Raw genomic sequence first — 24,414 nt, 5'->3', positions numbered from 1 at the left:
GTTGCGCATCTTCCGTTGGGCACGGCAACGCTGAAAAAAGTCATTTTTTTGCACAACGCCAGCGAGCCAGAGCGCTCGGCGTCTCAAGCGCTGCAATGGCTATAGAAACCAACCCTGCCGCCGATATCCTCTAACAGTCATAACGTTCTGCAGCGCTGCAAGTTGTGGGGTTCGCCGTTTTTTCTTTTGCGCGCGTTAGGTTCCTAGTCATGAAATTCCCGTCTTTTGATCGACTGAAAACGCTGATCTGCGTCCAGCGAGACAACACGCGACTGATGGAAGCGCAATACATTGCGCTGTCCAGACAGTTGCCCATGATGTACGTCATCCTGCTGATCAACACCCTCGCCCTCGCGGCCACCCATTACGGCATCGCTCCGCTGTGGCTGACCGTCTACATCCCGCTGTTGCTGACCCTGGTAGGCACCGTACGCGCGGTCCTCTGGTGGCAGAGCCGCAGTCAGACCCTGACCACCGAGCAGATCTTCAAGAAACTGACCCGCACCAATCAGGTGACGGTGGTCATTGCGTTCGGCTTCACGATCTGGGCGCTGCTGCTGTTTCCCTACGGCGATACGTACACCAAGTCCCACGTGGCCTTCTACATGGCGATCACGGTGATCGTCTGCATCTTCTGTCTGATGCACCTGCCTTCTGCAGCGATGATGACAACGGCGGTGGTCAACATCGCCTTCGTGGCGTTTTTCGCCAGCGCCGGCAATGCCACGTACACCGCGATGGCGGCCAATGTCTTTCTCGTCTCGCTGGCGATGATCGTGGTGCTGCAGAACCACTACGGCGAGTTCACCCGGCTGGTGAACATGCAGATACGCACGGAAAAGCTCAGTGATGACAATGAACGGCTGGCCAACGAAGACAGCCTCACCGGCCTGCCCAACAGGCGAAGGTTTTTCAACCTGCTCGACCGTGAACTGAACCACGCCCGGCACGAGGACACGCGACTGGCGGTGGGGATGATCGATCTGGACGGTTTCAAGCCGATCAACGACTCCTATGGCCACGGCGTGGGCGACAAGTTGCTGCGTCAAGTTGGCCAGCGATTGCGAGCGTTCGCCAGTGAGCAGTTGCATGTGGCCCGCCTGGGCGGCGATGAGTTCGGGCTGATCATTGTCAGGGCCGGTGATGAAAGCGACCTGATCAAACAAGGCCAGTCGCTGTGCCGCACCATGCGCCAGCCGTTCGTGATCGGTGACATTCAGGTCAGCATCAGCGCCTCCATGGGCCTTGTGGTTTTTCCGGACCTGGCGAGCACTTCGACCGAGGCCTATGAGTTCGCCGACTACGCGCTCTACACCAGCAAGCGCGAAACACCCGGCGAGCTGTGCATGTTCTCGCCCGGCCAGCATCAACGCCTCAAGCGCGACATGCTTACCGAGCAGGGACTGCGCCAGGCCAATGTCGCTGAAGAATTCACCCTGGTGTTCCAGCCGATCGTCGACATCCGAACCTCGCGCACGGTGGCGTTCGAAGCGCTGGCCCGGTGGATGAGCCCGAAGCTGGGCAACGTCGCGCCGGGCCACTTCATCGGTGTGGCCGAGCGGATTGGACTGATCCACCGCCTGACGCCACCGCTGCTTGAAAAAGCCCTGCAAGCGGCGCAGTTGTGGCCGGACGATGTCAGGCTCGCCTTCAACCTGTCGGCCCACGATTGCTCGTCGATGGAGGCAGTTGAACAGTTGATTGAGGTGATCCGTCAGAGCGGTTTCGACGCCTCGCGGCTGGACCTGGAAATCACCGAGACCGCGGTCATCAAAGACCTCGTTCAGGCGCAAAGGGCGATCAACGCGTTCCGTGAGCTGGGCTGCGGCATTTCCCTGGACGACTTCGGCACCGGATATTCAAGCCTCAGCCAGCTTCACGCCCTGCCGCTGACCAAGCTGAAGATCGACCGCTCGTTCATCACCGACATTCACCAGAACGCCGCGAGTTTCAAGATCGTTAAATCGCTGCTGGCCCTGAGCCAGGACATGGAATTGCAGTGCGTCAGTGAGGGTGTTGAAACCGACGCGGAGCTGGAGGCATTGCGGACCCTGGGCTGCACGCTGGTGCAGGGCTACCTGTTCTCACGGCCGATGCCCCTTGAGCAGACCCTGGAGTGGATCGGCTCAACGTCGAGCGCGCCTGCGGCGGCGGTCGTTCTGTGAAGGTGTTCCGGGGAGAGAACAGCGGCGCTTATCGCCGCTGAGAGGATGGCAACGAACGTTGCCGATCAGACGCTGTGCTGGACTTTCATCATGGCCAGGCCAATGAAGCGTCGCGAGTCTTCCTGAAAATCGCGGACCTGGGCGGCGAACTGCTCTTCGCGGGCGTCCTGGTGGCGCGTGCTGAAACAGATGGCAACGTCGGCGATGACCTGCGTCGTGTCGTTGAGGCTCTGGTGAAGCGTGCCCAGAATACCGACCGCATTGCGATTTGAAATGGTTACTTCTCGGTGATTGCCGGGGAGCGCCCTGCCCGCAGACGGCTGCTCGTCCGCACCCTGTCTGTCCGCAGTGCCCGCCAGGGCGTTGCCGGAAAACAGGTAATGCATGTCAACGCCAGCGTCACAGACGCGCTGAAGATAATCGGCCTTGGGTGATCGATGGCCACTTTCGTAGTGACCCTGGGCGTTAGGTTCGACGCCGCCAATTCTGGCGAACGCAATTTGCGTCAGACCAAGCCGTTTGCGTTCTTTTCTCAAACGCGTTCCAAGCTTTTCCATGAGCAAACTCCTGCTGAATTCACGCCACACGATGGAGCGGTGGGTGCAATGGGGGGCTGGAGTGCGAGCTTCCTGGGTTAGCGAAATAGCCTCGTACGGTGGGGACCCACCACTTTACAGTGTTTGCAACATTCGCGAACAAGTATTTCAGTTTTACAGCCTTTACAACGAGCCAAAGAGGTACTTAGCCAGTTTGATTATGTCCATATGAATAGCGCTGGGGACGTTGCAGATGGGGTAGATGTTTATCCCGCCAACAGCCGCATTTAACGCTTGAGAGGGTTTAAATGGCACCGGACGACGGGTTAATTGGCGACCCACGCGATGTGGGTGCATTAGCGCAGGTGCGCCAAAGATAACTAATTCGTTTGAATACGATAAACATTCAAACGAGGTAAACCTGCCTTCGCGCACTGTTTAAGAATGGGGTCTTGGATTTAAACATGTTTTAGGCAAGGTCAACGACAGGCTACTGCCTCCAGCATTTACCTCCAATTGAGAACATTTCCCGAAACCGGCCGACGATCGGTAGCGCTGTCCGACTTACCAAAATAGATCTTTTAAAACAGCAGCTTGCGGCCATATTTTTGTAATCCTAAGATGATCGTCAAACAATTTCCTATTGAAATCGGATGGATCCACTCTAAATTTGTGCAAAACGGCTTTCACCCAAACAAGAAAAGAAGTTGCGCCTGGCTCTATGAATCGGGCGGCTGGTATGACACGCCATTAACCGCGTTGTTGTAGTGCTAAAAGCGAAGAAAGGGACTGTCACATGGATAATATTGTTGTAGCCAACAAAGCAACGTCTGAACTCACTGCCAACACCTGGGGAGATCTTTCACTCAATTCACCGTCCGTTGTTCAAATGCCCGTCCCTCCCAGTCAAGTAGCTTCGGTGTCCCGTAACGGGCAAGACCTTGTGGTGAACTTGAAAAATGGCGAACACATCAAAGTCGCCAACTTTTTCAACACCGCGCCTGACGGTCCCAACAGCGACATGGTGTTCCAGGGCGAAGACGGCACGCTTTGGCAGGCGCAGTACGACACCCAGTCCTTCAACGGTTTCACATTCGACGAAGTCGATTCCCTCGACCAGCTCATCGCCGACGCCGGCGTAGTGAGCGGTTCGACTCCTACGTTTGCGATTGCCGGGCTGGGCCTGTTGGGCGCCGGCGGTGCGGCCGCCGCCGGCGTTGGCGGCGTTGGCGGCGGCGGTGGTGGGGGTGGCGGCGGTGGTGCTCCCGCTGACACCTCCGCGCCCCTGGCGCCGGGCAACTTGCTCGTCAGTGCAGACGGCACTCTGCTGACCGGCACCAGTGAAGCCGGCGCGACCATTCAGGTGCGCAACAACGCGGGTGCCCTGCTCGGCAGCGGTGTCGTGGCGCCGGACGGGACGTTCAGTGTGACCCTGAACCCGCCGCAAACCAGCGGCCAGCCTCTGGCGGTCAGCGCCACCGACCCCGCAGGCAACGTTTCACCGACCACCCAGGCGCCAACGCCCGACACCGGCGGTGATCAGCCTGGGCCAGATACCACGGCTCCCGGCGCTCCGGCCAATCTGGCGGTCAACCCCACCGGCAGCGTGCTGACCGGCACCGGCGAAGCGGGTGCGACCATTCAGGTTCGCGCCGCCGACGGCACCCTGCTGGGCAGCGGCGTTGTAGCGGCAGACGGCACCTTCAGCCTCACACTCAGTCCGGCGCAAACCGACGGTCAGGCGTTGACCGTGACGGCAACCGACGCCGCCGGTAACGTCTCGGCGCCGTCTCAAGCGACCGCACCGGACATCGACGTTCCACCGGTCGACACCACCGCGCCCAACGCCCCGGGCAATCTCGTGGTCAGCGCGGACGGCACGCGCATCAACGGCTCCGGCGAAGCGGGCGCGACCATTCAGGTGCGTGCCGCCGATGGCACCCTGCTTCGCAGCGGCGTTGTAGCGGCAGACGGCACCTTCAGCCTCACCCTCAGTCCGGCGCAAACCGACGGTCAGGCGTTGACCGTGACGGCGACCGACGCCGCCGGTAACGTCTCGGCGGCGTCTCAAGCGACCGCACCGGACATCGACGTTCCACCGGTCGACACCAGCGCGCCCAATGCCCCGGGCAATCTCGTGGTCAGCGCAGACGGCACGCGCATCAACGGCTCCGGCGAAGCGGGCGCGACCGTTCAGGTGCGTGCCGCCGACGGCACCCTGCTGGGCAGCGGCGTTGTAGCGGCAGACGGCACCTTCAGCCTCACCCTCAGTCCGGCGCAAACCGACGGCCAGGCGTTGACTGTGACGGCGACCGACGCCGCCGGTAACGTCTCGGCGCCGGCTCAAGCGACCGCACAGGACATCGACGTTCCACCGGTCGACACCACCGCGCCCAATGCCCCGGGCAATCTCGTGGTCAGCGCGGACGGCACGCGCATCAACGGCTCCGGCGAAGCGGGCGCGACCATTCAGGTGCGTGCCGCCGATGGCACCCTGCTGGGCAGCGGCACGGTCGGCGCAGACGGCACGTTCAGCCTCGGCCTCACTCCGCCTCAAACCGACGGTCAGTCGCTGACCGTCAATGCGATCGATGCCGCGGGCAATGTCTCCCAACCTGCTCGGGCCCAGGCGCCGGACATCGACGTCACTCCGCCCGGCGGGGATGTCACGCCGCCCGATGCACCTACCGGCATTGCCATCAGTGGCAACGGCGCGATCGTCAGCGGCCGTGGCGAAGCCGGCAGCACCGCGAGCGTCATCGATGCCAACGGCAACGTCCTCGGGACGGCCGTTGTGGGCACCGACGGGCTGTTCAATATCACCCTGAACGCGCCGCAAACTGCCGGTCAGTCGCTGCAGGTCACCCTCACCGACGCCGCCGGCAATACCTCGCCTAACGTGCCACTGCAAGCACCGGACACCACGCCGCCAGCGGCACCCTCGGATTTCGTCCTGTCGGCTGACGGCCTGATCCTCACCGGTCGTGCCGAAGCGGGCTCTCGCGTCCTTGTGCGCAATGCGTCGGGTGCGGTCATCGGTGCCACTCGCGCCGGCCTTGACGGCACGTTCAGCGTGACCCTCGACACCGCGCAGACCAACGGCGAAAAACTCAACGTCATTGCCACGGATGCGGCCGGCAACTCTGCCTCGGCCGAGCTGACCGCGGCCGACACAACGCCACCCGCCCAGGTCACTGATGTGGTGATCAGCGCCGACGGCACGCAGGTGTCCGGCAAGGGCGAAGCCGGCGCGACGGTCACCCTCCTCGACGCCACCGGCGCCGCAATCGGCACCGTGGTGGTCGGCGCCAACGGCACCTTCTCCACAACCCTGACGCCGCCGGTCAACCCCGGTGATCAGGTGCAGGTCACCCAGACCGACGCCGCAGGCCTGCCGTCCCCCGTGCTGGTGGTCACGGCGCCTGACGCCAGTGGGCCGGCGACGCCTTCCGGGCTGGTCATCAACGCCGACGGCACCCAGCTGACCGGTACCGCAAGCGCCGGTTCGGTGGTCCAGGTGCGCGATGCCAACGGCGTGCTGCTCGGCAGTGCAACGGTTGGCAGCAACGGCAGCTTCACCGTCGTGCTCAATCCGGCCCAGGCCAACGGCGAAGTGCTCGACGTGGTCGCGGTGGACGGTCAGGGCGAAAGCTCGGTCACCGTTCCCGTCACCGCGCCCGACATCACCGGTCCTTCCGCCGCCACTGATCTCGCGGTGGCCAACAACGGACTGACCCTGACCGGCCGCGGCGAACCGGGGTCGACCGTTTCAGTGCGCGACGCCCAGGGCAATGTCATCGGCACCGGCGTAACGTCGGCGACCGGCAACTTCAGCGTCACCCTTGCTTCCGCTCAAACCAATGGTCAGGCGCTGCAGGTGGTCCTGAGCGACGCCGCCGGGAACCCGTCCCTGGCGACGCCGGTCACCGCGCCGGATCTGGATGGCCCGCTGCAACCGTCGGCCATCAGCATCGATGCCAGCGGCACCACGCTGACGGGCACCGGTGAGGCCGGGTCGACGATCACCGTCACCGACGTCAACGGCAACGTGCTCGGCACCGCCGTTGCGTCTGCGAACGGCCAGTTCAGCGTGATCTTGAACAGCCCGCAGAACAACGGCCAGACCCTGCTGATTGGCGCCAGCGACAGCAGTGGCAATCCGGCCTTGCCCGTGACCTTTGTCACGCCCGACACTCAGGAGCCCGCCGCGCTTACCGGCGTTGCCCTCGACGGCGCCGGGCTGATTCTCACCGGCACCGGTGAAGCCGGTGCAACCGTGACGGTGCGTGATGCGGGCGGGAACATCATCGGCACCGGCCAGGCCGGCGCCGATGGCCGCTTTACCCTGACCCTGACAGCGGCGCAAACCGACGGCCAGCTGTTGCAAGTCACCCAGGCCGACAGCGCGGGCAACCAGTCGCTGCCGGTCCCGGTCACTGCGCCGGACCTTAGCGCACCGGCACCGGTGACCAACCTCGATCTGTCGGCCAACGGGTTGATCGTCACCGGTAACGGCCAGATCGGCGCGACTGTCACCGTCAAGGACGCCCTCGGCGCGACCCTCGGCAGTGCCGTGGTGGGCAGTGACGGACGCTTTGAAGTCACCCTGTCCAGCGCGCAGATCAACGGCCAGGCACTTAACGTCTCGCAAGTGGATGGCTCGGCCCTGGCGTCTCCGACGGTGCAACTGCAGGCAGCGGACATCCAGGCGCCCGACGCCCCGACCGGCCTCACCCTGAGCGCCAACGGCCTGACGCTGAGCGGCCAGGGCGAACCCGGCGCGACGGTCAACGTGCGGGATGCCAACGGCACGCTGCTGGGCACCGCGACGGCCAATGCCGTGACCGGTCGCTTTGACGTCACGCTCAATTCGGCTCAAGACGACGGCCAGGTGCTGTTGGTCAAACAGACCGACGCGGCGGGGAACCTCTCTCCCGCGGCCTCTTTGACCGCACCTGACACCACCGCGCCCGACGCGCCGACCGGCATCACCATCAGCAATGACGGCCTGACCGTGTCCGGGACAGGCGTTGCAGGCGATACCGTTCAAGTGCGCGATGCCAGCGGGACCCTGCTGGGCTCCGCCACCGTCGCCAGCAACGGCAGCTTTGCGCTGACCCTGAATCCGGCGCAGCTGGACGGACAGGTGCTGAGCGTCACCCAGACCGACGCCAGCACCCTGCCCTCGCCCCCCGCATCTGTTACGGCGCCCGACATCACGGCACCTCCTGCGGTCATCGACCTCACGCTCGACGGCAATGGCGTGCTGACCGGCACCACCGTGCCCGGCGGCTCGGTGAAAATCCTCGATGCCAACGGCATTCTGATCGGCAACGCCACCGCCGGACCTGACGGCACGTTCACGTATACCCTTCAGTCCGTCCTGAGAAACGGCGAGACGGTGCAAGTGGTCGCCACCGATGGCACCAACGACGCCCTGGCGACCCCAGTGCTCGCCCCCGACACCACCCGGCCGGTCGACGTGACCAACCTGGCGATCAGCCCGGACGGCGCGAGCGTCTCCGGCGTCGGCGAGCCCGGCACCACCGTTACCGTTCGCGGGCCGGGCAATGTACTGCTCGGCACTGGCACCGTCGGCCAGGATGGCGCATTCGTCATCGGCCTCAATCCGCCTGCCGCCATCAATACCAACGTCGACGTCATCAGCACCGACGCCGGCGGCAACGCGTCCAACCCAGTTACCCTCCCAGGGCCGGACGGCACGCAGCTGGCGACTCCCAGCGACCTGGCCGTCAGCAGCGACGGTTTCATTCTCACCGGCACCGCCACTGCGGGGAGCACGGTCAACATCCTCGACAGCAACGGCGTCAGCCTGGGCAGCGGCAGGGTCAACAGCCTCGGCCGCTTCAGCATCCTGATGCGTTTCGCCCAACTGAATGCGCAGACCTTGCACGTTGTCGCCACCGATGACGCAGGACACACCTCGGTCACCGCCCTGATTGTCGCCAACGACCTGACGGCGCCCGAAGCCCCGGCCGGGCTGACCATCAACGCCGATGGCAGCTCTGTCACCGGGCGCGGTGAAGCCGGTGCGACGGTGACCATTACGAACAGTGGCGGCACGGTGCTGGGTTCCGGGATCGTCGCGAGCAACGGCGTCGTCACCATCGCGCTGACCCCGTCCCAGCTGGATTCGCAGCCCCTGACGGCGACCCAGGTCGATCAGGCGGGCAACGTTTCCCAGGCCGGCAGCATCATCGCGCCGGACCTGACGGCGCCCGACGCCGCCACGGGTCTGACCATCAACAACGTCGGCACCGTGGTCAATGGCCTCGGCGAGGCTGGGGCGACGGTGACGATCCGCGACGCCGCGGGCAACATCCTCGCCACGGGGCTGGTCAATCAGAGTGGCCAGTTCCAGGTCACTCTGCCAAGCGCCGTCACCACTGGCGCGGCGCTGACCGTCACCCTGACCGACGCGGCGGGCAACGTCTCGGCCGGCACAGCCCTGACGACGGTGGACACCACACCGCCGGCCCTGCCACAGAACCTGTTGATCAGCGCCAACGGCCGCACGCTTACCGGGACCGGCGAGGCCGGTGCAACGGTGAAAGTCCTCGACGCCAGCGGCACGCTGCTGGGCACCGCGCTGGTGGCAAATGACGGCACCTTCACCGTGACCCTCGCGCCTGCGCCGAACAACGGCCAGGCTCTGGACATCAGCCAGACCGACCCGAGCGGCAACGTCTCGCCGTCGGCGAACCTGACGGCGCCGGACATCACTCCGCCTGCCGCCCTCACCCAGGTGTCGGTGAACGCCGACGGCCTGACGGTGATTGGCCGTGGCGAACCTGGCGCAACGGTATCGGTGCGCACGTCCGGGGGTGCCCTTCTGAGCACGGCGCTGGTGGCCGCCAATGGCGCGTTCAGCGTCACGCTGAGCACCGCGCAGATCAACGCCGAGGTCTTGACCGTCACCCAGGAAGATCCGCCCGGCAACGTGTCGACGGCGGTCAATGTGACGTCCGTGGACCTCACTGCGCCGGACAGCCCGACCGCCCTGCTGCTCAGCGGCAGCGGCGTGCAACTGGCGGGGAACGCCGAAGCCGGCAGCACCGTCATTGTCCGCGATGCCTCCGGCAACGTGCTAGGTTCAGGCGTCGCCGGGGCCAACGGCGTGTTCCAGGTCACTCTGTCCAGCCCGCAACTCAACGGCCAAAACCTGAGCGTCACCTCCACCGACGCTTCGGGTAATGTCTCGGTGCCCGCGGCTTATCAAGCCGCCGACACCACCGCGCCCTCGGCTGCCAGCAACCTGGCCGTCAGCGCCGATGGCCTGACCCTGGGCGGGACCGGCGAGGCCGGGGCAACGGTGGTCGTGCGCGATGCCAATGGCAACGCGCTGGGCACCGCGACTGTGGCGGCCAATGGCAGCTTTACCGTCGGGCTGAACCCGGCGGCGACCGCTGGCTCTACCCTGACCGTGATTCAGACCGACGCCGCCGGCAATCCGTCCGACGCCGGCACGGTGGTAGCCCCCGGCAATCTGGCGGAGCCTGCGCCCCTCAACCTGGCCCTCAGCGCCGACGGCCTGACGCTGAGCGGCACCGCCAACGCCGGCAGCACGGTCAGCATCCGTACCGCCTCCGGTGTGCTGCTGGGCACGGCGCTGGTCAATGGCGACGGCACGTTCAGTGCACAGCTCAATGCCGCGCAACTCAACGGTGAGTCGCTCTCGGCCATCGCCACGTCCAGCGACGGCATCAATTCGCTGTCCACCGGTTACCTGGCGGCGGACGTCACCGCGCCCGGGCAGCTGACCGATCTGGTGCTCAATACCAACGGCGTCTCCCTGACCGGCCACGGCGAAGTGGGCGCAGCGGTGACGGTGCTGGGCGCTGGCGGGGTCATCCTCGGCACCGGGCAAGTGGGCGTCGACGGCAACTTCTCGCTGACGCTGAACGCGCCGCAGATTGCCGGCCAATCCCTGAGCGTCAGCCAGACCGACGTCGCCGGTAATGAATCGGCCAGCATCGCGCTGACCGCCCGGGACCTGATTGCCCCGAATGCGCCGCTCGCCCTGGCGATGACGCCAGACGGCGCGGTGCTGTCGGGCACCGGTGAACCGGGTGCCACGGTCAATGTGTTCAACGCCAGCGGCGCCCTGATCGGTTCCGGCAGCGTGCTCATCGACGGCACCTTCCAGCTCACCCTGACCACCCCGCAAGCCAACGGCGAATTGCTGGCGGTCACCCTGACCGATGCGGCCGGGAATACGTCCCTGCCCGCCGACCTGACCTCGGTCGACACCACGGCGCCGCTCGCCCTGACCCAGCTGAACATTTCCAGCGATGGCGCGACGCTGACCGGCCGCGGTGAAGCCGGGGCGATTGTCACGGTGACCAACAACCTCGGTGCCCTGCTGGGCACGGCAACAGTGGGCAGCACCGGGGCGTTTACCCTGGTGCTGGTCCCGGCGCTGTCCAATGCCGAAGTGCTGACGCTGGTGCAACGGGATGCCGCCGGCAACGTGTCGCCCCAGGCCAGCCTGACCACGCCGGACTTCACGCCGCCCGAACAGCTCGACAACGTGCGCATCAACGCAGCCGGCGCGGTGATTACCGGTACCGGTGAAGCCGGCGCCACTGTCACCGTCCGTGATGCCAGCGGCACCCTGCTCGGCTCAACGCTGGTGCTGACCGATGGCACGTTCAGCGTCACCCTCTCCACCCCGCAGATCAACAACCAGGTACTGAGCGTTCAGCAGGCCGATCCGCCCGGCAACGTCAGCGTGCCCGCAACGGTGATCGCGCCGGATTTGACCCCCCCGGCGGTCGCCACCAATCTGCAGTTCAATGCCTCCGGCAGTGTGCTCAGCGGCAGCGGCGAAGCGGGCGCGGTGGTGCGCATTACCTTGGCCGATGGCACGCAAGTGGGCAACGGCACCGTGGGTGTCGATGGCAAATTCCTGATCACCTTGAACCAGCCTCAGAACGACGGTCAGCCCGTATTCGTCGTGCTCACCGACGCGGCCACCAATGCCTCGCCAGCCGGCTCCGTCGCCTCGCCTGACCTGACACCGCCCGCAGCGGTCACCAACGTGCAAATCGATAACACGGGCGTGGTGGTCAGCGGTCGCGGTGAAGCAGGCGCCAGCCTGTTGATCACCGATGCCGCCGGCAACATTGTCGGCACAGGCGTGGTCGGCGTGGACGGCAATTTCGCGGTGTCGCTGTCGGTACCGCAAATCAATGGCGAGCTGCTGTCCGTGGTGCAACGGGATGCCGCGGGCAATCCGTCCGCCGGCGCCCCGGTAACGGCACCGGACACCACGCCCCCGGCGCTGCCGGTGGTGACCGCGCTGAGTGCCAACGGCCTGACGCTGACCGGCACCGGTGAAGCGGGCGCGACGGTCAAAGTGACCAGCGCGACCGGCGCCAGCCTCGGCAGCGCCACGGTGCTGGCCGACGGGACATTCAGCGTCGCGCTGAGCCCTGCCCAACTGAACGGCGAGAAGCTCAACCTGACCCAGACCGACGCGGCGACCAACGTCTCCGGCACCGTGGTCTACCAGGTTGCCGACGTGACCGATCCGGCTGCGGTGACCAACCTTTCGGTCAGCCAGGACGGGCTGACGCTGAGCGGACGCGGCGAACCCGGTGCTTCGGTGAGCGTTTCGCTGACCGGCGCAAGCGCGGGCACGCCTGCGCTGGGCACGGCCATCGTGCTCGCGGACGGCACGTTCAGCGTGGCGCTGTCGACTGCGCAGCTCAACGGTCAGTCGTTGTCGGTGGTGCAAGTCGACGCAGCGCTGAACGATTCGGCGCCGGTTCCCGTCATCGCGCCGGACATCACGCCACCCGCAGTGCCGGTGTTCACCTCGCTTACCGGCAACGGCACGATCCTGCAAGGCACGGCCGAAGCCAACAGCACGGTGACCGTGCGGTCCGCCGACGGCACGTTGCTGGGCACCACGCAGACCGACGCCGGTGGACGTTACGAGGTCGGGCTGAATCCTGCGCAAACCAACGGGCAAGTCATCTCCATTACGGCAACGGACGCGGCCAACAACGCTTCCGCGCCGCTGGTTTACACCGTGCCGGACACTCAGGCGCCTGATCCTGTCAGCAACCTGACGATCAGTGCCGATTACCTGCTGTTGGCGGGTCGCGGTGAAGCGGGCGCGACAGTGACCGTCAAAGACTCCCTGGGTATCACGCTCGGCATCGGACAGGTGGCTGCCAATGGCACTTTTGTGGTGGGCCTGCCTGCCGGCATCAGTGCCAACGACGTCCTTACGGTCGGTCAGGCGGACGCCAGCGGCAACGCCTCCGGGACCCTCGGCCTTACCGTCCCCGTGACCCCTCCACCGAATGCGCCAACCAATCTGCTGGTTAGCGCCGACGGACTGACGGTCACAGGCAGCGCCGCAACGGGCACCACCATCACGGTGTACAGCGCAACGGGTGTAGTGCTCGGGACGGCGGCTACCAATGCGGGCGGCACCTTCAGCGTCACACTCAATACCGCGCAAACCAACGGCGAAAGCCTGGGCGTGACGGCCAGCACCGGGGCGGGCGGCGCATCCTTGCCGGCTGCAGTGCTGGCGGCCGACTCCACGCCGCCGGCGGCGCTCGCCGACCTTGCAGTCAATGCAACCGGCACCTTGGTGACCGGTCGTGGCGAAGCCGGGGCGACGGTGACCATCACCACTTCCGACGGCGTCACCCTTGGCACTGCGCTGGTCAATGCCGGCGGCACCTTTGGCGTCCTGTTGAGCCCGGCGCAAGCCAACGGTCAGATCGTCAACGCCTATCAGACCGACACCGCGGGCTTGCCGTCGGCCGTCCTGCCGGTCACTGCGCCCGACATCACCGCGCCCAACGCACCGGTGTCGCTGGTTCTCAATGGCGCTGGCACCGTGCTGAGCGGGATTGGCGAAGCCGGCGCGACAGTGACCGTGCGCAGCAGCCTCGGCGTCGTACTCGGGACGGCAACCGTCGCCCTGGACGGCACGTTCAACGCCAACCTGTCGGCGGCGCAACTCAATGGCCAAGTGCTGACGGTGAGTCAGCGTGACGTCGCAGGCAACATCTCGGTGCTCGCCAATGTGACTGCCGTCGACACCACACCGCCCGCCGCCCTGACCAACGTCGCGCTGAACGTCGCGGGCCTGCAGGTCAGCGGCAACGGCGAAGCCGGCGCGACCGTGCGCGTGACCAACGCAGCCAACATCGTGCTCGGCACGGCAGTGGTCAATGCGGCGGGCGGGTTCGTCGTCTCGCTCTCCAGCGCGCAATTGAATGGTCAGGTGCTGAGCGTCCAGCAAGTGGACGCGGCGAGTAACGTCTCGGTCGTCACGACGGTTAATGCCCTCGACCTTCAGGCGCCCAATGCACCGTCCGCTTTGTTGTTGGCCGGCAACGGCCTGACCCTCACCGGCAGCGGTGAAGTCGGCGCGACGGTCAACGTGTTCAACGCCGGCGGTACGCTGCTGGGGACCACCACGGTAGGCCTTGGCGGGACGTTCAATGTCACCCTGAATGCCGCACAACTGGACGGCCAGGCGCTGACGGTGCGTCAGGTCGACGTCGCCGGCAACGTGTCGGCTGCCGGCAGCCTTCTGGCACCGGACATCACGGCGCCGGGCGCACCTACAGCGGTGACCGTGAATGCCAGCGGTTCGGTGGTGACCGGGACCGGTGTCGCCGGCTCGACGGTGACCGTGCGCAACGCGCTGGGAGCTGTGCTCGGCACCACGACAGTGGCCGCCAACGGCAGCTTCACGGTGGCACTGAATGCCGCGCAGATCGATAACCAGGTGCTGAGCATCACTCAGGCGGATGCCGCCGGGAATGTGTCGGTGGCCGCCAGCGCTATCGCACCTGACCTGACGCCGCCTGCGGCACCGGGTGCGCTGCTGGTCAGTGTCGATGGCCTGACGGTCAGCGGCACCGGGGAAGTCGGTTCGACGGTGCAGATCAAATCCACCGGCGGCGCGGTGCTCGGGACGGGCACCGTCGGGGCCACGGGGCAGTTCAGCGTCACCCTCGCCCCTGCGCAGATCAATGGGGAAACCCTGCTGGTCAGCCTCACCGACATCAAGGGCAACCTCTCGGTGGTGGCCAACGTCACCGCGCCGGACATCGACGTCAATACCCCGGTCATCGCCAGTGACAACCTCGCCACGGCGTCGGTCACGCTGGTACCGGTGAAGACCACGCAGAATTTTGCGGACTCTTTCACCACGCTGCTGGCCGGGTTCTCCAAGGCGTTTGTGTTCACGGTCAACAGCGGCACCAGCCTTGATCCGACCCTGACGCTGACCACCGCCAGTGCGGTGTCCTTGCTCGACGGCGTGGTCTACACGCTGCAAGTGAAGAATGCCAGCGGCAATTGGGTCACGCTGGACGTCAACGGCAACGGCGGTCTGATCGACCTCGTGGCCCTGACCGGCCAGGGCGTGCGGGTGAACATCGGTGATTTGCTGGGTGGCGATTACCGGCTGGTCGTGTCGAGCACCGGCATCGGCGTGGTGACCAATGTCACCACCCAACTGCAGCTGGACGTGACCAGCCTGACCCAGTTCAACGGGGTGGCCGGTGCCGCCGTGACCGGCAACGTCATCACCAACCCGGGGGTTGACGGCCAGGCGGACGTGACCGGCCCAGACAACGGCGCGGTGTTGCAGGTGCTGAAAAACGGCAGCTACGTTACAGCCAGCGCGGGCACCACGGTGCAAGGGCTGTACGGCACGCTGACCATCGACGCCAGTGGCAACTACAGCTACACGCCGAACGGCGCGGTCACCAGCGTCGGCAAAGTGGATGTCTTCAGTTATCAGCTGGTGCACCCGAACGGCCTCAGCGACACGGCCAATCTGTACGTGCGCATCGACAGTCCGCAGGCCACCGAGGTGTGGAGCGACAGCAGCCTGGCCAGCCCGGCCTTGCTGGTCGACGCCACCAACGACATCGCGGTCAGCGACATCACCCTGGTCAACAAGGAGGTCATCACCAACTCGGCGCTGGGCAGCTTCAGCGTACCGCTGGCCGGCACCGGCAACGGCTCGTGGACCACCAGTGTGGCGGCCGGCACCGTCACGGACCTTACGGTGGTCGTCAACTCGAGCAACCTGCTGAGTCTGCTCGGGTCAATGACCGTCGGCCTGTACAAGCTCAACACCACGACCAACCAGTACGTGCTGGTGAAAAGCTACGGCGGCAATGCGCTGTTGAACCTGGGCAGTGGCAACTACGGCATCCGTTTCGACGATCAGACCGCCGGCAGCTATCAGGTGAAAATCAGCACGGGCGGCGTCGGCCTGTTGAGCACCGTCAACGCCAGTCTGATCAACGACGCCACCTACACCAATCAGTTCGTGGTCAGCAGCTACACGCCGGTGGCGGGCAATCTGCTCACCGACACCGCCGGCGGCGGCGCTGATGTGCTGGGCTCGGCGTACACCGTGCTCAATGTGCTGGCGGCCGGCAATTACGTGACGCCGGGCTACAACGGCACCACGATTGTCGGCACCTATGGCTCGTTGCTGGTGCAGGCCGACGGGCGCTACACCTACACGCTGACGCCGGGGCAGACCGATGCGGTCATCGGCCATGAGGACGTGTTCACTTACCAGCTCAAGCACCCCAACGGCACCACCGACACGGCGACGTTGACCATTGATCTGGAACAGGCCGGTGCCGTCGTCACTACCTCGTTCGCGGCGCTGTCTACCGTGGCGAACGTCGATGATCACAGCGCGCTGACGGCCGTCGCCACCACCGGTGCCGAGCTGATTCAAGGCACGGCGGGCAACGACACGCTGGACGGGTCCCATGGCGGCGCGGTCACCCTGCAAGGCGGCGCCGGCAACGACACGCTGATCATCGCCGACCAGCATTTCGCCTCGGTCGATGGCGGTACGGGCACCGACACCCTGCTCTGGGCCGGGGGCGATGCGACCATCAACCTGGGTGATCTGCAGAGCCGGATCCACAACATCGAGGTGCTGGACCTGAACCACACCAGTGCCGTCGCGCTGACCATCAGCCTGGCGGACCTGGTCTCCATTACTTCGGCCGACAACAACACGTTGATCATCAAGGGGGGCAGCGAGGACACCGTACACATGACCAACACCTGGGTCGCCGGCGGTGCGCAACAGGCCGATGGCGTCGATTACACCCAGTACACGCCGCAGGAAGATCCAACCCATCATCTGTGGGTGCAGAACGGTATTCACGTCGTTTGATCAGCCCGCCGTCTGGCGCTGCCAGCGGCGGGGTTCAACCGGCCGATTGATTGGGTCGGCCGGTTGATTCACTAAAAGGGAAGCTCTGTATTCGTACAGTAAGGAAGCCATGTGGAGCGCGTTCGCAAGCAGAAATGGCCGGCGGTCGTCCTGACCCTCGGCCTGTGTCACCCGATGTTTTCCGTTGCGCTGGCGGAGGATCAAATCGATCCCGGCCTGCGCAGCATCAGCCCTTCGCGCCTGCAGGCAACGCCTGCGGATCAGCGCCGCAAGGACAATGGCCCTGAGGGCAGCGACAAAAGCAGCGCCAAAGGCAATGCCAAGGGGAATACAAATGACCGTTCCGGGCCCGGGGCGGTCATGGTCAAGGAAGACAGCCAGACCCTGGGCCTCGAACAAGCGGTCAGGCTCGCCGTTGACTGGCACCCCAGCATCAGCGAAGCGGTCGGCACCCTGTATCAACAGGCCGAGGGCATCAACGTGGCCGAAGCCGGTTACTACCCGCAGATCTCCGGCGGGATAAAAGGCGGTTACACCAGCGGCTACGGCAGCGATGACGGCAGCCAGTCGGTGAGCATCTCCCTCAAACAGATGCTCTACGACTTCGGCAAGGTGTCGAACTCGGTCGAAGCGGCCCGGGCCAAGGTAGCGCGCAGCCAGGCAAGCATCCTGCTGACCATCGATCAGGTCAGCCGCGACACCGCGTTCGCCTACATCGAGGTCCAGCGCTACCAGCACCTGGTGGACATCGCCCGGGAGCAGATCCGCGGCATCGGCGACATCGTCGAACTGGCCAAACAGCGCAGCGACATGGGCGCGAGCACTCGCTCCGATGTGGTTCAGGCGCAGTCCCGCGCCGAGGGCGGCATGGCCACGCTGCAGGAGTACAAAGCGCTGTACGCGCGCTGGCAGTCGACGCTGACCAACCTTCTCGGTCGGCAGACCCCGCCCCAGGTCAGCGACACCTTCACGCCCTCGATGACCGACGCCTGCACCGCGCCCGTGAGCACAGACGCCCTCCCCGCCGTGCTGCAAGCCGTGGCCCAGCGCACCCAGGCCCAGGCCGAACTGGCCCAGGCCAAAGCTGAAGCCTATCCGACACTGTCGCTGCAGCCGTCGATTAACCAGTATCTGGACGACCACTACGACGACCAGAACTCGAGGATCAATCGCACCCAGGCCGGGATCTTTCTCAACCTGGAAGTGCCGATTTATCAGGGTGGCGCCATCAGCGCCCGCAGCCGCGCCGCCAACTATGCGCTGACCGCTGCCGATTCCGCCGAAGACGCCGCCCGCTTGCTGGCGCGGCAAGGGCTGGGCGAAGCGCAGGCACAGACATCCGGCCTGACGCGCCGCCTCAGCTCGCTGGAATCGCGGCAGACCAGCATCACCGAAGCCCGCGAGTTGTATGGCCGGCAGTACCTGGAACTGGGCACCCGGCCGCTGCTCGATCTGCTCAACGCCGAGCAGGAAATCCACCAGTCGCGCTTCGACCTGGCCAACACCCAGGCCGATCTGCGCCGCCTGCAAATCGACTGCCTGTACAACAGCGGTGCGCTGCGTCGCGCGTTCGGCATCGATCACAGCACCATCCAGCACGTGGAGATCCTGCCATGACCGAGACCATCGTCATCCCCGAAGCCCCTGCGGCAGGCCCCGATCGTCCGGATTATTCGCCGTGGCTGGAAGCCATCCTCACCGTCGCCCGGCATTACCGCCTCGACGTGTCACCGGAAAGCATTCGCCTGGCATCCACCAACAGCGAGGGTCGTGTCGAAGAAGTGGTTCGCTACATGGCGCGCCAGGCGGGCTTGAGCGTCAAGTTCGCCCGCTATGACCGCAAGAGCCTGTCGCGCTGGCGCACGCCGCTGCTGGTGCAACTGCGCGACGGCCAGGTCGGGGTGATCGAAAGCGTCAGCGAGCAAGGCGAACTGGGCATCGCCTACAGCGGCGATCAGGGCCTGCAAAGCCGCATCGACCCGGCCGTGCTTGCCGAGCAGGCGCTGCGCACGGTGATCCTGCGGCCCATCCAACCCCTCAGCGACGTGCGCACCGACGACTACATCAAGCCTTACGACGAGCACTGGTTCCGGCGCATCGTCCTCAGCGACCTGCGCCCCTACCGGCAAGTGATGCTGGCGTCGCTGGTCGCCAACCTGCTGGGCATGGCCGGCGTGCTGTTTTCCATGCAGGTCTACGACCGGGTGATTCCGGCCGAGTCGCTGCCGACGCTGTACGTGTTGTTTGGCGGCGTGATGCTGGCGCTGGTGTTCGACTTCGTCATGCGCATCATGCGTCTGCGCATCACCGACGTACTGGGCAAGCGCGCCGACCTGCGGGTGTCGGACCTGGTGTTCGGCCACGCCCTGCGCCTGCGCAATTCGGCGCGGCCGAAATCCACCGGCTCGTTCATTTCGCAGCTGCGCGAGCTGGAGCAGATCCGCGACCTGATCACCTCCAGCACCGCGACGGCGCTGGCGGACATGCCGTTCTTCTTCCTGTTCTTGCTGGTGTTCTATCTGATTGGCGGGGCGCTGGTGCTGATTCCTCTGGTCGCGCTGGTGGCGATGGTGCTGCCCGGCGTCTTTGCCCAACGCAAACTGGCGCGGCTGGCCAATGCCTCGATGCGCGAAGCCGCACTGCGCAACGCCATGCTGGTGGAAGCCGTGCAGGGCATGGACGACATCAAGGCGCTGCAGGCCGAGCAACGTTTCCAGCAGCAGTGGAATCACTACAACGCCGCGTCTGCCGACAGCAGCCTGAAATTGCGTTCGCTGACCAACAGCCTGGTGGCCTGGACCCAGAACGTGCAGGGCGCGGTGTTTGCCGTGGTCATCGTGTTCGGTGCGCCCATGGTGATTGGCGGCGACCTTACCACCGGCAGCCTGGTGGCCGCCTCGATGCTGGCCTCGCGGATGATGGCGCCAATGGCGCAACTGACCCACGTGCTAACCCGCTGGCAACAGGCGAAAGTCGCGCTGCAGGGGCTCAACCGGCTGATGCAGATGCCGGTCGATCACCCCGAAGGCAGCCAGCGCGTGCATATGCCCGCCATTCGCGGGGATTACGTGTTGCGTCAGGCCGGCTTCAAATACAGCGAAGAGGCATCGCCCGCGCTGAGTGGTATCAACCTGAACATACGGCCCGGTGAGCGCGTCGCCATCCTCGGGCGCAATGGCGCGGGCAAGTCGACGCTGCTGCAGGCGCTGGCGGGTTCGATGGATTTGTCCAGCGGCGAGACCACCGTGGACGGCATCTCCCTCGCTCACCTGGACCCGGCCGACCTGCGCCGGGACGTCGGCCTGATGTCGCAGCAGGCGCGGCTGTTTCACGGCACTCTGCGCGACAACCTCACCCTCGGCGCGGGCCAGGCCAGCGATCAGGAAATCATCGCCGCCCTGTCGGTGACCGGCGCGCTGGAGTTTGTCCGCCAGATGCCCAAGGGCATGGACCACCTGATTCTCGAAGGGGGTCTGGGCCTGTCCGGCGGTCAGCGCCAGAGCCTGCTGCTGTCACGCTTGCTGATTCGCCAGCCCCAGGTGCTGCTGCTGGACGAACCCACGGCGTCACTGGATGACATCACCGAACGCCAGTTGCTGGAAAAACTCTCGACCTGGTGTCAGGGCCGCACGCTGATCGTCGCCACCCACCGAGTCAGCCTGCTGCAACTGGTGGAACGGATCATCGTGCTGGACAACGGTCGCATCGTCATCGATGACCACCGCGACGCCGCCCTCACCCGACTCAGACAGCCGCAAGGAGCGCAGGCATGAACGCACTGACCACGGAGCAAACTCCACGGCTCGCCGACCAGATCACCTACCTCGACGGCAAGGACGAGCGCAGCATCACCGGAAGCGTGCGGGTGATCTGGACCTGCGCGCTGATGCTGGCGTGCTTTATCGCCTGGGCGGCCTGGTTTCAGGTGGTGGAAGTGTCCACCGGCACCGGCAAGGTGGTGCCCAGTTCCAGGGAGCAGCTGATTCAGTCCATGGAGGGCGGGATTATCAAGGAGTTGAACGTCAGCGAAGGCACGCTGGTGGAGCGCGGTCAGGTGCTGGCGCAACTGGATGCAGTGAAGAGTGAATCGAACGTCGGTGAAAGCGAGGCGAAATACCGGGCGGCGCTGGCCAGCGTCAATCGGCTGCAGGCGGAAGTCAGCGAGAAACCGCTGACCTTCGACGCGTCGCTGGATAAGTACCCGGAGCTGCGCCGCGCCGAAACCGATTTGTTCAACGCCCGGCGCAGGGGCCTGAGCGAAACCCTCACCGGCATCGAAAGCTCGCTGAAGCTGGTGCGCAGCGAACTGGACATCACCGAGAACCTGGCGAAGATCGGCGCGTCGAGCCGGGTCGAAGTGCTGCGCCTGAACCGCCAGCGCTCCGAGCTTGAGCTCAAGGCGACCGAGGCGCGTTCGGAGTACATGGTGCATGCCCGCGAAGACCTGGCCAAAGCCAATGCCGAGGCGCAGATGCTGTCGGCGGTGATCCGTGGGCGCAGCGATTCGTTGTCACGCCTGACCTTGCGCTCGCCGGTGCGCGGCATCGTCAAGGACATCAAAGTCACCACCATCGGCGGGGTCGTGCCGCCCAATGGGCAGCTGATGCAGATCGTCCCGCTGGATGAGCAACTGCTGATCGAAACCCGCATCTCGCCCCGGGACATTGCTTTCATTCACCCCGAGCAGCAGGCCAAAGTGAAAATCACGGCCTACGACTATTCGATCTACGGCAGCCTCGACGGCAAGGTGGTGACCATCTCGCCGGACACGATTCAGGATGAGGTCAAGCCGGAAATCTTCTACTACCGCGTGTTTATCCGTACGGACTCGGATGTGCTGCGCAACAAGGCGGGCAAGACCTTTGCCATCGTCCCCGGAATGATCGCCACCGTGGACATCCGCACGGGTGAAAAAACCGTGCTGGATTACCTCATCAAGCCCCTCAACCGCGCCCGTGAAGCCCTGCGCGAGCGTTGATCAGTTGACCGCGAGATGAACCGGCGCTGGCGTGGCAGGCTTGAGCTGCGCCATGTAACGGGTCCACTCGCGGTTGATTTCGTTGTACGGCATGAAGATGCTGATCCGTGGCTGGTTGGCCAGGTCTGGACGCTTGATCTTGGCCAGGTCGCTGGAGGTCAGCAACGCCACGGTGATCCCCACTACCTTGCCATCTGCGGCGAATACCGGACCGCCCGACATGCCCTTGGCCACCGGGCCATCATGGGTGCCGTACATCACGTTGCCTTCTTTTGCGTCCAGGCGAACCATCGCCGGCAGCGCATGGCCTGTGCCTTTCACCGACATGTAAGCGGAGTTGTAGCCCACGGAGGTGAGCTCTTCACCCGGCTGGTATGAACGCCACATCGGAACGGAATCGGCCTTGTGCTTGAAGAACTGCACGTCGCCCTGCCCCTGAAACACCGCGCCCGAGATGTAAGGGATGTGTTTGACGGTCACCGCATAATCTTCATTCCACTGGATCGCGGTGCCCATCAACAGATAGGGCAACGGCGCACCGGAGTGGACGACGAAGGCTTGGTCAAAGACAGGATCCTGGGTAAAAGCGGTGGGCATTCCGTTGCACCCGCTGATCAGCACTGAGGCTGCAACAAGTGACTTGAAGGGGCGCATCTGGTTTTCCGTGTGTGAGGATGGATGACGGGAGCGAATATGTCATTGCGCCATCACTCTGGCAATAGAGTTTAACTACCACCCGACTAGTGGTAATGCACTCAGCTTATTGGATCCAACCTATTTGGATAATGCAACGACCTGCGTCGCAATCAATACCATTCATTTGCGGATAATTCGGGAAATCCAGGCCAGTTAATGAATTATTTACCCTCTGCACCTATCAGATGCAGATCGGTCTGCCACTACTACGACAGCACACATTCTCCACGGAGTGCATGGACTGCCGTTGGTCGGGATACTGATCGCCGCAACGTCACACCTCTACCTGCCGGGACTTTTATGAGATCACGCAAGAAAACCGTCAACCCGATCGGGTTGCAAGACATCACTATTGTCGACGATGCCAAGATGCGGAAGGCCATCACCGCCGCCGCCCTGGGCAACGCAATGGAATGGTTCGACTTCGGCGTCTACGGCTTCGTGGCCTACGCACTGGGCAAGATCTTCTTCCCCGGCGCCGACCCCAGCGTGCAGATGATCGCGGCCCTCGCGACCTTTTCCGTGCCCTTCCTGATTCGCCCCATCGGCGGCGTGTTCTTCGGCGCCATCGGCGACAAATACGGGCGACAGAAAGTCCTCGCCGCGACCATCGTCATCATGTCCCTCAGCACCTTCGCCATCGGGCTGATCCCCTCGTATGAAACGATTGGCATCTGGGCGCCGATCCTGCTGCTGTTGGCGAAGATGGCCCAGGGTTTCTCGGTCGGGGGCGAATACACCGGCGCTTCGATCTTCGTGGCTGAATACGCGCCGGACCGCAAACGCGGGTTCCTCGGCAGCTGGCTGGATTTCGGCTCGATCGCCGGTTTCGTACTCGGTGCCGGCGTCGTGGTGCTGATCTCTTCCGTCGTCGGCGAGGAGAAATTTCTCGAATGGGGCTGGCGCCTGCCGTTCTTCCTCGCCCTGCCACTGGGCATGATCGGCCTCTACCTGCGTAACGCCCTGGAAGAAACCCCGGCATTCCAGCAGCACGTGGAAAAACTCGAACAGGGTGACCGCGAAGGCCTGGCCCACGGCCCGAAAGTGTCGTTCAAGGAGGTCGCCACCAAGCACTGGCGCAGCCTGCTGACCTGCATCGGCGTGGTCGCGGCCACCAACGTCACGTATTACATGCTGCTGACGTACATGCCGAGTTACCTCTCGCACAACCTGCATTACAGCGAGAACCGCGGCGTACTGATCATCGTCGCGATCATGGTCGGCATGCTGTTCGTGCAGCCGCTGATTGGTTTCCTCAGCGACAAGATCGGCCGTCGGCCCTTCATCATTGCCGGCAGCATCGCTCTGCTGGTGCTGTCGATTCCGGCGTTCAAACTGATCAACAGCGGCCAGTTGGGTCTGATCTTCGCCGGCCTGCTGATGATCGCGGTGATCCTCAACTTCTTCATCGGGGTGATGGCCTCGACACTCCCGGCGATGTTCCCCACCCACATCCGTTACAGCGCGCTGGCCAGTGCCTTTAACGTGTCGGTGTTGATCGCCGGCCTGACCCCGACCGTGGTCGCCTGGCTGGTTGAAACCACCCAGGACCTGTACATGCCGGCGTACTACCTGATGGTCGTCGCGGTGGTGGGCCTGATCACCGGCCTGACCATGAAGGAAACCGCCAATAAGCCTTTGCGCGGCGCAGCGCCGGCGGCATCGGACCTCAACGAAGCCCGTGAACTGCTGCAGGAGCACCACGACAATATCGAACAGAAGATCGAAGACATCGACACGCAGATTGCCGAGTTGCAAGCCAAACGCGAGAGCCTGGTTCAGCAGCACCCGCGTATAGATTGACAGCAGCTTATCCAAACAGAT

Annotated in this window: 8 protein-coding genes; 6 read left to right on the top strand and 2 right to left on the bottom strand. The window is 64.5% G+C overall.

Translation table 11 applies throughout. The annotated features are described in order from the left end of the window. The first annotated feature begins 209 nt into the window (after window positions 1-209). The gene (locus tag IFT47_RS19835) at window positions 210-2,165 is read left to right on the top strand and encodes a putative bifunctional diguanylate cyclase/phosphodiesterase (protein WP_192172232.1); all 1,956 of its coding nucleotides are present in this window, start codon (window positions 210-212) and stop codon (window positions 2,163-2,165) included. A gap of 65 nt (window positions 2,166-2,230) precedes the next feature. On the opposite strand, the gene IFT47_RS28230 is transcribed toward IFT47_RS19835, so the two are convergent. After that, window positions 2,231-2,722, bottom strand: a complete 492-nt coding sequence (locus IFT47_RS28230; RefSeq protein WP_192172233.1) for a helix-turn-helix domain-containing protein — start codon at window positions 2,720-2,722, stop codon at window positions 2,231-2,233. Window positions 2,723-3,497: 775 nt separating this feature from the next. On the opposite strand from IFT47_RS28230, the gene IFT47_RS19825 reads away from it, so the two are divergent. From IFT47_RS19825 to IFT47_RS19810, 4 genes are all read left to right on the top strand, one after another. Continuing rightward, complete coding sequence (locus IFT47_RS19825; RefSeq protein WP_192172234.1) at window positions 3,498-16,916, top strand: BapA/Bap/LapF family large adhesin; 13,419 nt, start codon at window positions 3,498-3,500, stop codon at window positions 16,914-16,916. A gap of 174 nt (window positions 16,917-17,090) precedes the next feature. Next, window positions 17,091-18,533 carry a TolC family outer membrane protein gene (locus IFT47_RS19820; protein WP_192172300.1) on the top strand — a complete coding sequence of 481 codons (1,443 nt, stop codon included), beginning with the start codon at window positions 17,091-17,093 and terminating at the stop codon, window positions 18,531-18,533. Next, window positions 18,530-20,689, top strand: coding sequence for a type I secretion system permease/ATPase (locus IFT47_RS19815; protein ID WP_192172235.1), 2,160 nt, complete (start codon window positions 18,530-18,532; stop codon window positions 20,687-20,689). Before IFT47_RS19820 ends, IFT47_RS19815 begins: the two co-directional genes overlap by 4 nt. After that, the gene (locus IFT47_RS19810; protein WP_192172236.1) at window positions 20,686-21,894 is read left to right on the top strand and encodes an HlyD family efflux transporter periplasmic adaptor subunit; all 1,209 of its coding nucleotides are present in this window, start codon (window positions 20,686-20,688) and stop codon (window positions 21,892-21,894) included. The genes IFT47_RS19815 and IFT47_RS19810 overlap by 4 nt, the downstream gene beginning before the upstream one ends. Here IFT47_RS19810 and IFT47_RS19805 read toward each other — a convergent pair whose 3' ends face one another. Then, window positions 21,895-22,491, bottom strand: coding sequence for a trypsin-like peptidase domain-containing protein (locus IFT47_RS19805; RefSeq protein WP_192172237.1), 597 nt, complete (start codon window positions 22,489-22,491; stop codon window positions 21,895-21,897). It lies immediately after the preceding gene. Window positions 22,492-22,890: 399 nt separating this feature from the next. Between IFT47_RS19805 and proP the strand changes: the two genes are divergently transcribed. Continuing rightward, a complete protein-coding gene (gene proP, locus IFT47_RS19800; RefSeq protein WP_192172238.1) occupies window positions 22,891-24,393 on the top strand; it encodes a glycine betaine/L-proline transporter ProP in 1,503 nt (500 codons plus the stop codon). Window positions 24,394-24,414: the final 21 nt, after the last annotated feature.

The organism is Pseudomonas sp. CFBP 13711, from assembly GCF_014842265.1.
In the GTDB taxonomy this organism is placed as follows: Bacteria; Pseudomonadota; Gammaproteobacteria; order Pseudomonadales; family Pseudomonadaceae; genus Aquipseudomonas.
This window is presented reverse-complemented; position numbering and strand designations above follow the sequence as displayed.